Genomic DNA, 15,536 nt, shown 5'->3' with positions numbered 1-15,536 from the left:
GTCCATTGCGGCCCGTGGGAGTAGAGTTTCTCCCGTGGGAGGACGCGTCATGTTTCGCGGGATATTGATTTGCCTGATGTTTCTGGGCGTCGCGCTCGGCGCTGATGCCAAGACCAAACGCGCCTTGATCATCGGCGTTGGTGATTATGAGCAACTGCCCGACCTCCAGAAAACAACTGGCGACGCGACCGGATATTCCGAGGCTTTCGAGGGGCAGCTGGGCTTTGAGGTCACCCGCCTGATCGATCCGGGTACGATAGAGTTTCTGGAGGCGTTGGATGGTTTCCTTCAATCCATAGAGCCGGGGGATGAGGTTGCCTTTATCTTTTCCGGGCATGGCTGGTCAGACGGCGCTGACAATTTCCTTGCCCTGAGGGATGCCCCGCTGGAATCATCGGAGTTCGCCCTGCGTCGCCAGACGGTGTCTTTGTCGAATGATGTGCTGGCAGAGATCAAGGCGCGCAGGCCCGGCCTGTTGTTCGCCATCATTGATGCCTGCCGGGACAATCCCTTCGACACGGGTACGCGCAGCGTGACGCGGGGCCTGTCGCGGCTGGAGATCGTGCCGGGCACACTCGTTGTCTATGCGGCAGGCGCCCGGCAGAAGGCGCTGGACCGGCTGGGGCCGGAGGATGACTCGCCCTATTCGGTCTTCACGCGCAGCCTGTTGCCGCGCCTTGGCGACCCGGAGACTCCACTTCTGCGTAGTGTCGACGAGACGCGCAGCGAAGTTGCCGTGCTAGCGTCGACCATCAATCATGAGCAGCGACCGGCCATCTACTCGGACGTGTCACTGGATTATTGCTTCGCGGGTGAATGCCACACCGATGTCGCCCTTGATCAGGAAACGGTCGACTGGGTGGAGATTTCCAGCGTCGGCTACACGGCGGTTGATCCCTGTACCAAATATGCGCGGCACCTTGAGAAGTATCCTGACGGGAAATTTGCCGAGGTGGCGCGCCGAAATCTCGCCTATCCGCCCTGCGCCCGCACGCGATTGCAGTTGAAGTCGGTGTCCTGGTTCGGAGACCTGAGCGGCCACACGGATGAAGTCTACGGTGTGGACTACAGCCCGAGCGGTCGGTTCGTGGCGAGTGCCTCAGCAGATCACACCGCGCGTCTCTGGATCGTCGGCATGACGCCAAGCCTTTATGGCCAGTCGACCGAACTGAACGGCCATACCGCGCCGGTCCTGACTGTGCGGTTCAGCCCAAATGAAGAGCGCCTCATCACGGCGTCTGAAGACGGCACGGCACGCATCTGGAGCGCGCTGGGCGATGAAGCCCGGCTTGTTCTGGACGGGCATGACAATGTCGTCGCCTATGCGGAATACAGTCCGTTCGGGGACCGGGTGGTCACGGCCTCCTATGACAAGACCGTTCGGGTGTGGAATTCTCGATCAGGCGAGGAAATTTTGCGACTGTCAGGGCATTCGGCTGCGGTTCGCTCCGCCAGATACAATGCCGATGCCAGCCAGATCGTTACGGCGTCGAATGACGGCACGGTGCGCGTATGGGATGCGGAAACAGGTCAGCAGGTGCGCATGGTCGAATCCGGCGAATTGCCCGCGACCTATGCCACGTTCAGCGCGAATGGTGACCGTATTCTCGTAGCCTCTGCCGACAAGAGCGCGCGTGTCTGGGATGATGACGGCAATATGCTGGAACTGACGGGACACGAAGCGCCCCTGTGGAACGCAACCTTCAGCACCGATGGGGAATTCGTTGCGACCAGCGCGATGGATCTGTCCGGAAAGATCTGGGACGCGGAGACGGGAGCCTTTCTGGCGGGTGTGCAGGATCTCAGCATGTATGGCGCGAACTGGGTTGAGTTCTCGCCAGACGGAAAGCGGCTGCTCGTCTCCATGAAAGGGGGCGGCCTGCAATTGTGGGAGTTGACCTTCGGTGCGGACTGATCCGCCCATCTGCACGTCTGGCGCTTGACCCTGACGCCCGCGCTAGTATGCCGTGCAAGCTTGTAGTTACTGGCTGGACCCCTTCATGGCAGACCTGATTCTCGAACTCTTCTCAGAGGAAATTCCCGCACGGATGCAGGCCAAGGCCGAGCAGGACCTGGGTGCGGCGCTGGAAAAGGCGCTTGGCGAGGCCGGGCTGAGCTGGGCGTCGCTGGAAACAGCATCTGGGCCGCGCCGCCTGACAGTGTTTGTGGATGATTTGTCCGAACGCTCAGCCGATGTGAAGGAAGAACGCAAGGGCCCCAAGGTTGGCGCGCCTGACAAGGCAGTCGAAGGCTTCCTGCGCGGTGCGGGGCTCAGCGACATCAGCCAGGCTGAAGTGCGCTCAGACCCGAAAAAGGGCGACTTCTATGTGGCCGTGATCGAGACGCCGGGGCGCGACGCGACAGACATCATCGCCGAGGCCGTGCCCGCCATCATTCGCGGCTTCCACTGGCCCAAGAGCATGCGCTGGGGGACAGGTGAGCTGCGTTGGGTGCGCCCGCTGCAGCGGATTGTCTGCGTTCTGGATGGAAAGATTGTGCCGTTCGAGGTCGACGGCGTGGCCAGCGGCAACGAAACCGAAGGCCATCGCGTGCACGGCCGCGGACCTTACAAGGTACTTGATCGCCAGGACTATGAGGAATCCCTGTCCGGTGCTGGCCATGTGAAGTTGATGCGTGATGCCCGCCGCGAAGTGATCTTGTCCGGTATTGAGAAGGTTTGCGCTGACGCTGGCCTCGAGTGGATCGAAGATAACGGGCTTCTGGAAGAAGTGGTGGGTCTCGCCGAATGGCCTGTCGTCGTGCTGGGCGACATGGATCCAGCCTTCCTGAGCCTGCCGCCGGAAGTGATCCAGCTGTCCATGCGCACGCACCAGAAATATTTCGCCGTCAACGACAAGAAGACCGGTAAGCTCGCGCCGAATTTCATCGTGGTTGCGAATATCGAAGCGACAGATGGCGGCAAGAAGCTGGCCGAAGGCAATTCGCGTGTCCTGTCGGCGCGTCTCGATGATGGCCGCTTCTTCTGGGAAAAGGACAAGGCGACGCCGCTGGAAGAGATGGCGGCTAAGCTGTCCACGATTGCGTTCAAGGCGGAGCTTGGCTCGCTGGGCGACAAGGTGGAGCGCGTTGCGGCGCTGGCGCGGGAACTGGCCCCGAAAGTGGGCGCGGACCCGGACCTGGCCGAACGGGCCGCACGCCTTGCCAAGGCGGATCTTGTCTCGGAGATGGTGGGCGAATTCCCGGAACTGCAGGGCGTCATGGGCCGCTACTACGCGCTGGAGGCAGGCGAGCCCGAGGCGGTTGCCGACGCCATCCGCGACCATTACAAGCCGCAGGGTCCGAGCGATTCCGTTCCGACCGACCCTGTGGGCATCGCTGTCGCACTGGCCGACAAGCTGGATACGCTGGTTGGATTCTGGGCGATTGACGAGAAACCGACGGGCTCAAAAGACCCATTCGCGCTGCGCCGGGCGGCGCTGGGTGTTGTGCGGATTGTGTTGGAGAATGAAGTTCGACTGAAACTTCAGTCGAATCTGGAAGTGTCGAACGACCTCCTCTCCTTCTTCGCTGACCGCCTGAAACAAGTCCTCCGTGACCAAGGCCAAAGACACGACCTGATCGATGCCGTCTTCGCCCTTGGCGAAGACGACCTTGTGCTTATCACGCGCCGGGTCGAGGCGTTGGGGGCGTTTCTGGATACCGAGGACGGGGCGAACCTTCTCGCGGGCTATAAGCGTGCGGCGAATATCCTGAAGGCTGAGGAGAAGAAGGGCGACCTGCCGTCTGACCTCTCTGTCGATGACTCGTTGATCGCGAAGGGACCCGCCGAGGAGCAGGCGCTGGGCAAGGCGTTGGCGGATGTTGAGGCAGCAATCGAAGGGCCTCTGGCGGCGGAAGACTTCACCGGCGCAATGGCCGAGCTGGCCAAGCTCCGCGCGCCGGTCGACGCGTTTTTCGAGGCCGTCATGGTCAACGATGATGACGCCGCTGTCCGGGCGAATCGCCTGGCCCTGCTGACCAAAATTCGCGCAACGCTGCATCGCGTAGCTGATTTCTCCCGTATCGACGGTTGATCCAGATCAAGGCGTTTTCGGGTCAATGTCTCAGTTTGGAACGCGGCGCCTGAGCGCCAACGCGCCAATGTGTCACGAACAACGTTGTCACGCTGAGTGTACCCTTTCTGGTACTGGCCAATGGCGCTGCGATGCAGCATAGAAATTGCAAATCGCCCCCGAGTATCCTTGGGGGACTCGACTTATGTATCGGAAGGCAGAATTCATGGGTGAAGCAGCACTGAAACCAGCAGACGAAACCTGGGTGTATGCTTTTGGCGGCGGTAGCGCAGATGGCGACGCCTCAATGAAAAACCTGCTGGGTGGCAAAGGCGCCAACCTCGCAGAAATGGCCAAGCTTGGCCTGCCGGTACCGCCGGGCTTTACAATCACGACCGCCGTTTGCACGGCGTATTACGAACTCGACCGGAAGTATCCGGAAACGCTGGAAGCGCAGGTGGATGCCGCGCTGGAAGCCATCGAGAAAGAAACCGGCAAAGGCTTCGGTGATCCCGAAAACCCGCTGCTCGTGTCCGTTCGTTCCGGCGCGCGCGCCTCGATGCCGGGCATGATGGATACGGTGCTGAACCTGGGCCTGAACGAAAACGCTGCGGCGGGGCTGGCGAAGAAGGCTGGCGAGCGGTTCGCCTATGATTCCTATCGCCGCTTCATTCAGATGTATTCCAACGTCGTGCTGAACATCAGCCATGACGAGTTCGAGCATATCCTCGACGACTACAAGGATCGCGAGGGCTACGAGCTCGACACCGAGATGACGGCGGATGACTGGAAGAAGATCATCTCACTCTACAAGGACGCCGTTCAGTACAATCTCGGCCGCCCGTTCCCGGATGATCCGAAGGAACAGCTCTGGGGCGCGATCACGGCCGTGTTCGGTTCCTGGATGAATGACCGCGCGATCACATACCGAAAGCTCAATGACATTCCGGAGGAATGGGGCACGGCGGTGAACGTTCAGGCGATGGTGTTCGGCAATCTGGGCGAAACGTCCGCGACCGGCGTCGCCTTTACGCGTGACCCCTCAAATGGCGATCCGGTTTTCTACGGCGAGTACCTGATCAATGCGCAAGGCGAAGACGTTGTCGCCGGTATTCGCACGCCTGCACCAATCTCTCGCGAGCGCGCTGATACGCTGGGCTCAACCGACGCACCGCTCGAGGAGTCGATGCCGGAAGTCTACACCCAGCTGCGCGACGTCGCGAACACGCTGGAGCAACACTACAAGGACATGCAGGATCTGGAGTTCACCGTTGAAGACGGTCGTCTTTACATGCTGCAGACCCGGAACGGCAAACGCACTGCTGCCGCCGCGCTGAAGATCGCAGTCGACATGGCGCGTGAGGGCCTTGTGACGGAAGAAGAGGCCGTGCTGCGCCTTGAGCCGTCCCAGCTCGACCAGTTGCTGCACCCGACCATTTCCGAAGATGCCAAGCGCGACGTGATCGTGATGGGCCTTCCGGCCAGCCCCGGCGCAGCCGTTGGCAAGGTTGTGTTCGAATCCGAAGATGCCTGGGCCATGGCTGAAAAGGGCGAGGATGTGATCCTCGTTCGCGTCGAAACCAGCCCGGAAGACATCAAGGGCATGCACGCCTCCCGCGCCATCGTCACGGCGCGCGGCGGCATGACCAGCCACGCCGCAGTTGTTGCGCGTGGCATGGGCCGTCCATGTGTCTGTGGCGCTGGTGGCCTGCAGATCGACTACAAGGCCGGCGTGTTCCGCGTCATGGGCCGGGAGATCAAGAAGGGTGACGTAGTTACTGTCGACGGCGCGACCGGTCAGGTCATGATGGGCGCTGTTGAAATGGTTCAGCCGGACTTGTCTGGTGATTTTGGTCTACTGATGGGCTGGGCGGACAAGGCCCGGAAGCTGAAAGTGCGCGCCAATGCGGAAACGCCGCTCGACACGCGTACCGCTGTTGAGTTTGGCGCAGAAGGCGTTGGCCTCTGCCGTACCGAGCACATGTTCTTCGAAGAAGAGCGTATCCCGGAAGTGCGTGCCATGATCCTCGCCGATGGCGAGACCGGCCGCCGCGCGGCGCTCGACAAGCTCCTGCCAATGCAGCGCAGCGACTTCGAAGAGATTTTCCGCATTCTGGAAGATCGCCCGGCGACGATCCGTCTGCTGGATCCACCGCTACACGAGTTCCTGCCGCATACCGATGCGGATATGGAAGATGTGGCCAAGGCGTCCGGCGTGAATGTGGACGAGCTGCGCCGCCGCGCTGCAGAGCTGCACGAGAGCAATCCAATGCTTGGCCACCGTGGTTGCCGCCTCGGCATTACCTATCCTGAAATCTACGAGATGCAGGCTCGCGCCATCTTTGAGGCAGCTGTGAACGTGTCCAAGGAAACCGGCCGCAAGCCGATTCCTGAAGTCATGATTCCGCTGGTCGCAACGCATAAAGAGCTGGCGATCCTGAAGGCCGTGGTGGATGAAGTGGCCCAGTCGGTCTTTTCTGAAACCGGTGTGACGCTGGACTACCTGGTCGGCACGATGATCGAACTGCCACGCGCAGCCCTCCAGGCGGGTGAAATCGCCCAATCGGCAGCATTCTTCTCATTCGGCACGAATGATCTGACGCAAACCACGCTCGGTATTTCCCGCGATGATGCGGGGCGGTTCCTCAAGGCTTATGAGGACAAGGGCATCTACGAAAAGGACCCGTTCGTAACGCTGGACCAGGTTGGCGTGGGTGAATTGGTCAAACTGGCCGCCGAACGTGGCCGCAGTACCCGCCCTGGAATCAAGCTCGGCATCTGCGGTGAACATGGTGGCGACCCGGCTTCCATTAACTTTTGTCACGTTACGGGACTCGAATACGTATCCTGCTCTCCATACCGTGTGCCAATCGCGCGGCTCGCCGCGGCACATGCTGCGCTGAAGAACGCATAAGCGGGCAGGATTCGCTCGAATCGTTCAAAACTTGGGTGTTGCGGCGACGCAACACCCTTTTTTGTGCAGTGCGGTGAATTTCATAAAATTTGCAGAAATATTCCGCGTAATTACAGCGACTTGGCGGCTCTTTCCTCATGTGGCGGTTTAAATCGCCAGAAGGCGCTGTATCTATCCTGACAGAAAAGTCATTCACGTATCTGGCCAGCTTCTTGCTAGGTAGCGTGAGAGATGGATATCGAAGTCCAAATCAGGCCCTGATCGGGGTCATCAATTTAAGACAAACCAACAACACCCGGGTTGCATATGGCGGAAATTATATCGCCTGCCGGGGGATTGGGGAGCGGTGATGTTAAGGGTTCTTCAACCACGAAGGGCGACTCTGTCGCCAATGCGTGGGCTCCAAGAGCAGCTCAAGCGTTGGTGGATGGCCATGACGAACGAAGAGCAGAGAGATATTGTTGTGCGCGGGGCGACCATTGCGGTCTGTGCCGTCGCTGCGACTGTGACCCTGCCTGTAATCGGCGAACTCCAGTTGGAGAAGCGCGCCGAAGCTGATTTCCGTGCAGAGGCGATGCGCTTGGCCACCATTGAGGATGGCGGCGTGACTGTGCGCTCTGACCCCATGACGCCCAGCCTGCTGGATACGCCATGGATTCGCACGGTGGAGTACACGCTCAAGCGCGATACCGATTCTTCCATGAGCCGCTATGCGATGCGCGACCGTGATGGTGCAGCGCTTTCATCGCTGGTTTCGTTCCGTCCGGAACACATCAAACGCGCTGAAAAGATCAATGATGAGGCGAAATGCCTGTCGCAGGCCATCTATTATGAGGCCGGCACGGAATCGCTGGGCGGCAAGATGGCTGTTGCTGAGGTCATCGCGAACCGCGTTCGTGATCACCGCTATCCCGACAGCATCTGTGATGTGGTTTTCCAGGGTGCCACGCGCACAACGGGCTGCCAGTTCACTTTCACCTGTGACGGGGCCATGAATCGCGCGCCGCGTGGCCGCAATTGGGATACATCCCAGAAGGTTGCTGCCCACGTCCTGATGAACCTCAATGAGGAGCGCACGGGCGGTGCCACGCATTATCACGCAACCTATGTCGACCCGATCTGGAGCGCAGGCCTCATCAAGACTGACAAGATCGGCTTGCACATCTTCTATCGCTTCCCGCGCGGAGCGGAATGGGCCCAAGTCCGCCAGAACTACAATAACAAGCGCGCGCGTGTGATCACCGCCGCTGCTGACCGTGATGTGAACGCGGCCGCGACTTCCGTCATCAAGACACAGGACGAGGCCAAGGTTCAGAAAGTTGCAATGGATGCACCCGCGCCAACGCTTGCGCCTGCCTCCGTGACGACATCGACGCGCACGATCACCAATGGCGCGCCAAAGTTCAATGCGGTTCGCAAATCGTCGAACGTATCGTCTTACCAGACCGCACAGGTTACCCGCGCGGCCGCTGGGGCGGGCGCAACAGGCGGCCTGAACTGAAGATCTAGTCTCGCGGGGGTACGCTCTCGCGGACTCGCTTCATGATCGCGCCGGGCATCCAGCGCGACATGAATCTGGCCCGTTCTGCATCTTTTCCGACCATGTAATGCCGATCCTTGCCGTGAGCGGCCTCCCAGGCGCGTTCGGCGGCCATCGAAACCGGATACACGTTCATTCCGTTTTCCCGTAGCTGGTCGGACATCTTGTGGTTGGAGCCGTCACGATCTCCCATTTCAAGAATTGGGGTTTCGACGAACCACGGCATCAGGCTGGTGACACGAATATCAAGATCCCGGAACTCGGCATCGAGCGCCTCGGTCAGCCCGCGAACGGCAAACTTTGTTGCGGAATAGACGGCGAGTTGCGGCGACCCCACTATTCCCGCAGTTGAGGCGGTGTTCACAATGCGCGCGCCTGATGTTGCCTTGAGAAGCGGCAGGGATGCCTGGACGCCATTCACGACGCCTTTCACATTGATGTCGATGATCGCATCATTGTCTTCGCCGGTGATATTTTCAAACCAGCCATGACGGCCGATACCGGCATTGTTGAACAGGACATTCATCGCCCCTTCGGTTGCGTCGCCGAAATCTTTCACGGCGCCCGCCCAGTCGCCACGGCTGCGCACGTCAAGCTTGGCCTTGATGCAATTCTTCGCGCCGATTTCGGCTTCTACTTCATCCAGGCCATCCGTGTTCACGTCGTAGAGACCGCAGAACCAGCCGCGCTTCGAGAAGTAGCGTGCGGTCTCCGCCCCGATTCCGGATGCTGCGCCTGTGATGAATATGCTCTTTCGACCGCCCGCCTGACTCATGGGCAATTTCCTCCTGCTGTTAGGGACTGATCGCCCTTTTTAGCAGTGTCAGACGACATCCATGCCGACGTCAAGATTGGGAGCTGAATGGGTGAGTGCGCCCACAGAGATATAGTTCACGCCCGTCTCGGCAATTGACGCAACGGTATCCAGATTGACGCCGCCGGAAGCTTCCAGCGTCACGCGGCCTTCATTCATGGCGACCGCGCGGCGCAGCGTGTCTGGGCTCATATTGTCGAGCAGGACAGCATGCGGACCATGTCTCAGGGCTTCTTCAAACTGTTCCAGCGTGTCGACCTCGATCTCGATCATGCGGAGATGTCCAGCATAGGCTTTCGCACGTTCAAGTGCCAAGGCAACAGATCCGTCGCAGGCGGCAATGTGGTTGTCCTTGATCAGCACCGCATCATCCAGGCCGTAGCGGTGGGCTGTCCCTCCGCCGCAGCGAACGGCGCGCTTCTCCAGCGCGCGATGTCCCGGCGTTGTTTTCCTTGTGCAGACAATCGTGGCGGACGTGTGCGAGATTTTCTCTACATAGGAGCGCGTCATGGTCGCGACAGCGGACAGCCGCCCGATGAAGTTCAACATGGTGCGTTCCGCGGTCAAGATGGAACGGGCGCTGCCGTCCAGACGCGCAACCACGTCTCCAGGTTTCACAGCGGAGCCGTCGCCCATCTGGACGTCCAGTTTCACATTGGAATCAATGAGGGAAAGCGCATGGCTGGCGACGTCTATGCCTGCGATTACACCGTTCTGGCGAGCGGCAATGACAACGCTCAGCTGCGTGTCAGGTGCGATGGTTGCATCCGTAGTCAGATCACCGGCGCGGCCAAGGTCTTCAGACAAGGCCAGACGGACGATCGGATCAAGGATGATGGCGGACAGGGGCGGTGGGACGGGCGTCATGGGTGCGCAGTCTCCTCAAAGCTTCTGATCAGGAATTGACGTTCCGGAGCAGTCGTGTCCGGATAATCCGAACGATAATGGCCGCCCCGGCTTTCTTTGCGGTTGAGTGCAGACTGCACGATCAAGCGGGCAGTTGTCAGGGCGCGGGCGGACCCGTGCGTGGATTGAAGTCGCTGGACCAGTTCCAGAACACTTGTCATTCCGGTTTCTTCTCTGACGACGCCGCATTTTTCGGACATCGCAGTGCGTAGCTCTTGCAGTGCGGCTGTCGGCAGGGCCGCTGGAACATGGCCGGTCGAGGATTGCGGGTCTTTCAGTGTCGCGTCCCGCAAACGCGCTGCAATCCTGTGGGCGAACACCACCGCTTCGAGAAGCGAGTTCGATGCCAGCCTGTTTGCGCCGTGCACGCCAGTTGAAGTGCATTCGCCGCACACGGACAAGCCGTCGAGGCTGCTGCGTCCCCAGAAGTCCGGTACGATCCCGCCCATATGGTAGTGAGCCGCTGGAGCAACGGGGATCATGTCTGTGCGCGGGTCTATGCCGGCAGATCGGCATGCGCCGAATACGGTGGGGAAGTGGTCAGGGAAGTGGTCGCCTACGGCCTTCCGACAATCGAGAAACGCGCCGCGACCGGAAAGACGTTCCGTATGCACCGCGCGCGCAACTTCATCCCGTGGCGCAAGTTCTGCGAGCTCGTGATAGCGATCCATGAACGCAGCACCGTCGCGATTGTGCAGCGTGGCGCCTTCCCCGCGCAAGGCTTCTGTCGCGAGTGGAGCGGGATCACGCCCGATATCAATGGCCGTCGGATGGAACTGCACGAATTCAAGATCCGCCATCAGGGCGCCTGCTTCCCAAGCCATTGCAATCGCGTCGCCGCGGGCTTCGGGGGGATTGGTTGTGACCTGGAACAGTCCGCCGGAGCCACCGGTGCAGAGCACGGTCTCGCGGGCGGTGCGTGTGGAGAGGTTTCCAGAGGTGTCGCGAAGTATCGCGCCAGCAACCTGCAAATTCTTGTCCTGTAGCAGGCCCGTTGCACGCACCCCTTCGATGATGGTGATGTGCGGCGCGGCAGCAACCGCAGCCACCAGCGCGTCCATGATTGCCTTGCCAGCAAGATCACCGGCGACACGAGCGACACGCGGATGGGAATGTGCCGCTTCGAGGGAGAGGGCGAGCGCGCCGTCTGGCGTACGATCGAACGGCACGCCCAGTGCTACCAGATCCCGCACCCTCGCCGGGCCTTCCTCAGCAATCAGGCGGGCAATGATCGGGTCGACCAGTCCGGCCCCGGCCGCGACGGTGTCGGCGGCATGTTGTTCGGGACTGTCTTTCGGGTGGAGCGCTGCGGCAAGGCCACCTTGCGCCCAGGCGGATGAAGCCGCTTGCCCGAGGGGGGCCGGTGAGATGACGGTACAAGGCCGCGGCGCCAATTGTAATGCCAGGAACAGGCCAGCAAGGCCTGCGCCAATGATCAGAACATCGTCATCGCTTGGCCGATCGGCCGTCAGGGTTTGCGGAAACGTCACGGCCACGGATCAGGAGATGCCGTCGGTTGCCCGGCGAAACTCCGCCGGTGCCGTTACAGCTGAAACGAGCGCGCCGAACATTCGGTCTGCGGACTGGACGGTCAGTGTGAAATTGTCAGGGACGTAAACAAGGCCTTCCACTTTCGCTTCCAGCATTTCTTCGATCTGTGAGCGAATGGAGATCTGGTTGCCGAAGCGGCGCGCCTGACAGGACTGGCGTACGACCGAACGGCCCCACATGGAGCACACCTCAACGGCCGTTAGTTCACACGCATACTGGCCGTCCTCCGGATGGGGGGACAGGTACATCGTGCCAGACATCATGCACTCACCACCGCGATAGGGTTTCGTCTGGAAACTCCACGTCCCGATCACGTCGGTCGGGTCAGTTTCGCTCTTGCTGTCGGCATGGGCCGGCGCGCAGGCGAGGAAGCCTGCAAACACCATTGCCGCAAGACCAAGCTTGGCCTGGAACATCCTACCACTCCTCGCACCTGCCGGGCACATTACGCTGTGCCCAGGCATTTGCACACCCCGCAGGGCTGTTAGACCACCATTTCCAGTTCCATGGGTTTCAGCCCGGTTTCGAACGCCAGCGGCTTCTCCATTTTCGGCAGGGCCATCATGGCATCGAGCGCTTCCTTGGCGCGTACGCGAACATCTTCCGGAATGGTGACTTCATACTCGCCGGTCACGAGGCAGTCATAGATGTTTTCCAGCGTGATGCGTTTCATGTGCGGGCAGAGATTGCACGGACGGATGAAGTTCACATTCGGGTTTGCCGAGGCGACATTGTCGCTCATTGAGCATTCCGTCAGCAACACCACCTTGTTCGGGCTTTCCTCCGCCACATAGTTGGCAAGTGCAGACGTCGAGCCGGCAAAGTCAGCGGCTTCCAGCACGTCCGGTGGGCACTCCGGGTGGGCCAGGATGACGACGCCCGGATGTGCCTCGCGCAGCTGATCAACATCATCGGCGCTGAACAATTCGTGCACTTCACAGGCGCCAGGCCACGTCATGACGCGAATGCCGGTTTGCGCGGCCACATTCTTCGCCAGATACTGGTCCGGGACGAGGATCACTGTGTCGGAATTCCATTCCTTCGCGATGGCTTCCACAACCTGAGCCGCATTGGAGCTGGTGCAGGTGATGTGACACTCGGCCTTCACCTCGGCTGTGCAGTTCACATAGGTGACGATCGGATAATTCGGGAACTTCTCCTTGATCAGGCGCACGTCCGCGCCGGTGATCGACGCTGCAAGTGAGCATCCGGCGCGCGTGTCCGGGATCAGCACCGTTTTCTCAGGCGCCAGGATCTTGGAGGTCTCTGCCATGAAGTGCACGCCAGCCTGAACGATGATGTCGGCATCGACGTTGGCGGCTTCACGGGCGAGCTGAAGACTGTCGCCCCGGAAGTCACCGACCAGTTGGAAGATGTCAGGCGTCATGTAGTTATGCGCCAGGATGACGGCATTCTTCTCTTTTTTCAGGCGATTGATCGCCGCGACGAGCGGCGCAATCGCGGGCCATTCCATCGGCGTGATGAAATCCTGCACCAATGGGTACAGCGCGTCGGTCTCGGCCTTTACGGCGTCGTCATATGCCAGTCCGCGCGTTTCAGCAGCGGATGCGCCGCGCAGCGGGGTTGGGGTGGGGCAGCCAGGGCCAGAGTCGATAAGACGTGCCATTTGTCGTCCTCCTTGGTTTAGACCGACTTATGCTCGATCTGAGTATAATATGGGCCTGAAGCCTCGCGTTTCAAGGGAATTGACCTTCAAACGTCCGGAGACAGGAGCTCGTGCGACAGAAACTTGAAGCTTATGCGCAGTCTGAGCAAAAGGGGGTTTAGCGCTTTCGGCTCGTTCGGGCAAGTTCAAACTCGCGTGAACGCAACGTCAGCTTTCGTCGAACAGCTCCAACGCCGCCGCTGTCATGGCCTCAACGCCCGTTGCGATGGTGGGGTCATAGTCTGGCGCGAAAAACGGCGAATGCAGCGATGGCAGGGGCAGGGAACTGTCCTGTGAGGCCTGGTATTTGTCAGGCGAAACTGCGCCGACCCAGAACAGGAGACCAGGAATGTTCTCTTCCGTGCGGCCGAACTGGCTGAAATCTTCGCCGCCCATGACGGGTTGGACTTCTTTCACATTGTCGCTGCCAATCGCGTCGGCCACAGCTGTCATCGCCTTGTCGGCCAGGTCGGCATTGTTGAACAGCGATGGTGTGTAGTCCTGCTCGACCTTGATGATGGGTTCCGGTGCGCCGAACGCGTCGGCCTGCGCCTTGGCGATGCGCTCAATGCCATCGAGCAGCATTTGTCGCGTCGAGTCGTCATAGGAGCGCACGGTGAGCAACAGGGTCGCTTCATCGGAGATGATGTTGTGCTTCGCGCCGGCCTTGAAGGAGCCGACAGTGACAACGGCAGAATCCTGAGGGTTCGTGTTGCGTGAGACGAGACTTTGCAGTGCGACGACAATATGCGACGCGACGAGCACAGGATCCCGCGTGGTGTGCGGGTAGGCGCCATGTCCGCCGACACCTTTCACCGTTATGTCCACGCTGTCTACGTTCGCCATCGCATACCCCTTCGTGTAGACGACCGTGCCTGCTGGCGCAGACGCGGAAACGTGCAGGGCAAGGTTGTAATCCGGCTGAGGAAAGCGGCTGTAGAGGCCATCGGCCAGCATGGCCTGAGCGCCAAGACCGATCTCTTCAGCAGGTTGGGCAATCATGACCAGCGTGCCACTCCATTCGTCCTTGCGGGCGGCGAGGGCACGCGCCGTGCCGATCCAGCTGGTCATGTGGATGTCGTGACCGCAGGCGTGCATCACCGGGCTTTCAACGCCGGTCCAGGTCGTCGAGACGACTTCAGAGGCGAATGGGAAGCCGGTCTGGTCCGGTACAGGCAGGGCGTCCATGTCGGCGCGGATCATCACCGTAGGCCCGTCGCCATTGCGCAACACGCCAGCCACGCCATGACCGCCAACGCCGTCCTTCACTTCGCCGACGTCCTTCATCGCCTTGTCGATGACCCAGTCCTGGCCGATGCCGGTAGTCACCTCAAAGCCGAGATTCTCCAACTCCGATGCCATCAGGGCGGCAGATTTGGCTTCCTTGAAGGACAGCTCCGGATTGGCGTGGAGCTGTTTGTAGATTTCGATCAGTTCCGCGTCGGCCTTGGGCATTGCGGCATTCACTGCTGCGGCGGGTGTCGCCGGGGTGTCGCCATCTGTCGCGGGGCTGGCTTCTGATCCGGTATCCGAGGCGAGCGTTTGAGGCGTTTCGGTCGAGTCGTTTCCATTCCCGCAGGCAACCAGCGCGAGAGCGAATGAGGAGATGGCAGCAGTGCGAAGCATGAGTTTTGACCCCTGTGTTTATATTGGATTCAGCCTAACCGCCTTTTGCGCGCTGTGAAGGGGGCTAAAATCCCTGCATACAACGGCAATCGCCGGGTTGCGCCGCTGTGCTGCGCTGCATATAAGGGGCGGTCCAAAGGAGATAATCTGCTCATGGCCCGCGTTACTGTTGAAGACTGCGTCGATAAGGTTCCAAACCGCTTCGAGCTCGTCCTGCTTGCCGCACACCGTTCCCGCATGATCCGCGAAGGTTCGCCGATCACCGTGGACCGCGACAATGACAAGGATCCAGTCGTCTCCCTGCGCGAGATTGCCGATGAGTCGGTTGACCTGAAAGTGGTCAAGGAAGCGCTGATCTCCAACCTTCAGGACATTCGCCCAGGCGAAGAGAACGAGCGCGAAGCAGACCGTATGGCTCTGGAGTCCGCACCTGCTGCGACCGAAGAAGACGTCATGCGCGCCTATCAGGCTGAGCTGGAGTCCGGACGGGACGACCGGCTGTAGGA

The 15,536-nt window shown here is 60.3% G+C and carries 11 protein-coding genes; 5 read left to right on the top strand and 6 right to left on the bottom strand.

Annotated elements, in window-relative coordinates; genetic code table 11:
* Positions 1–49 precede the first annotated feature (49 nt).
* From HF931_RS15645 to HF931_RS15630, 4 genes are all read left to right on the top strand, one after another.
* On the top strand, positions 50–1,915 hold the full coding sequence (locus tag HF931_RS15645) for a caspase family protein (protein ID WP_273240979.1): 1,866 nt from the start codon (positions 50–52) through the stop codon (positions 1,913–1,915).
* 85 nt (positions 1,916–2,000) lie between these two features.
* On the top strand, positions 2,001–4,034 hold the full coding sequence (glyS, locus tag HF931_RS15640) for a glycine--tRNA ligase subunit beta (RefSeq protein WP_273240977.1): 2,034 nt from the start codon (positions 2,001–2,003) through the stop codon (positions 4,032–4,034).
* A 205-nt stretch (positions 4,035–4,239) separates the two neighbouring features.
* On the top strand, positions 4,240–6,927 hold the full coding sequence (gene ppdK, locus HF931_RS15635; protein ID WP_273240975.1) for a pyruvate, phosphate dikinase: 2,688 nt from the start codon (positions 4,240–4,242) through the stop codon (positions 6,925–6,927).
* A gap of 433 nt (positions 6,928–7,360) precedes the next feature.
* Positions 7,361–8,428 carry a cell wall hydrolase gene (locus tag HF931_RS15630; protein WP_241764196.1) on the top strand — a complete coding sequence of 356 codons (1,068 nt, stop codon included), beginning with the start codon at positions 7,361–7,363 and terminating at the stop codon, positions 8,426–8,428.
* A 4-nt stretch (positions 8,429–8,432) separates the two neighbouring features.
* Here HF931_RS15630 and HF931_RS15625 read toward each other — a convergent pair whose 3' ends face one another.
* From HF931_RS15625 to HF931_RS15600, 6 genes are all read right to left on the bottom strand, one after another.
* Positions 8,433–9,242 carry an SDR family oxidoreductase gene (locus HF931_RS15625; RefSeq protein ID WP_273013891.1) on the bottom strand — a complete coding sequence of 270 codons (810 nt, stop codon included), beginning with the start codon at positions 9,240–9,242 and terminating at the stop codon, positions 8,433–8,435.
* Between the two features lie 48 nt (positions 9,243–9,290).
* A complete protein-coding gene (gene nadC / locus HF931_RS15620; protein ID WP_273240973.1) occupies positions 9,291–10,148 on the bottom strand; it encodes a carboxylating nicotinate-nucleotide diphosphorylase in 858 nt (285 codons plus the stop codon).
* Complete coding sequence (locus HF931_RS15615) at positions 10,145–11,683, bottom strand: L-aspartate oxidase (RefSeq protein WP_420537716.1); 1,539 nt, start codon at positions 11,681–11,683, stop codon at positions 10,145–10,147. Before HF931_RS15615 ends, nadC begins: the two co-directional genes overlap by 4 nt.
* Positions 11,684–11,686: 3 nt before the next feature.
* On the bottom strand, positions 11,687–12,154 hold the full coding sequence (locus tag HF931_RS15610; RefSeq protein ID WP_272983524.1) for a hypothetical protein: 468 nt from the start codon (positions 12,152–12,154) through the stop codon (positions 11,687–11,689).
* A 68-nt stretch (positions 12,155–12,222) separates the two neighbouring features.
* Positions 12,223–13,365 (bottom strand): quinolinate synthase NadA, encoded by a 1,143-nt coding sequence (nadA, locus tag HF931_RS15605; protein ID WP_273240969.1) that lies wholly within the window; start codon positions 13,363–13,365, stop codon positions 12,223–12,225.
* 207 nt (positions 13,366–13,572) lie between these two features.
* Positions 13,573–15,030 (bottom strand): M20 metallopeptidase family protein, encoded by a 1,458-nt coding sequence (locus HF931_RS15600; RefSeq protein ID WP_273240967.1) that lies wholly within the window; start codon positions 15,028–15,030, stop codon positions 13,573–13,575.
* A 153-nt stretch (positions 15,031–15,183) separates the two neighbouring features.
* Here HF931_RS15600 and rpoZ point away from each other — a divergent pair, with 153 nt between their 5' ends.
* Positions 15,184–15,534 (top strand): DNA-directed RNA polymerase subunit omega, encoded by a 351-nt coding sequence (rpoZ, locus tag HF931_RS15595; RefSeq protein ID WP_035553123.1) that lies wholly within the window; start codon positions 15,184–15,186, stop codon positions 15,532–15,534.
* Positions 15,535–15,536: the final 2 nt, after the last annotated feature.

This window comes from Hyphomonas atlantica corrig., assembly GCF_017795365.1.
GTDB classification, from domain to species: domain Bacteria; phylum Pseudomonadota; class Alphaproteobacteria; order Caulobacterales; family Hyphomonadaceae; genus Hyphomonas; species Hyphomonas atlantica.
Note: the sequence above shows the minus strand (reverse complement) of the source record. Positions and strands in the feature narration are given on the sequence as shown.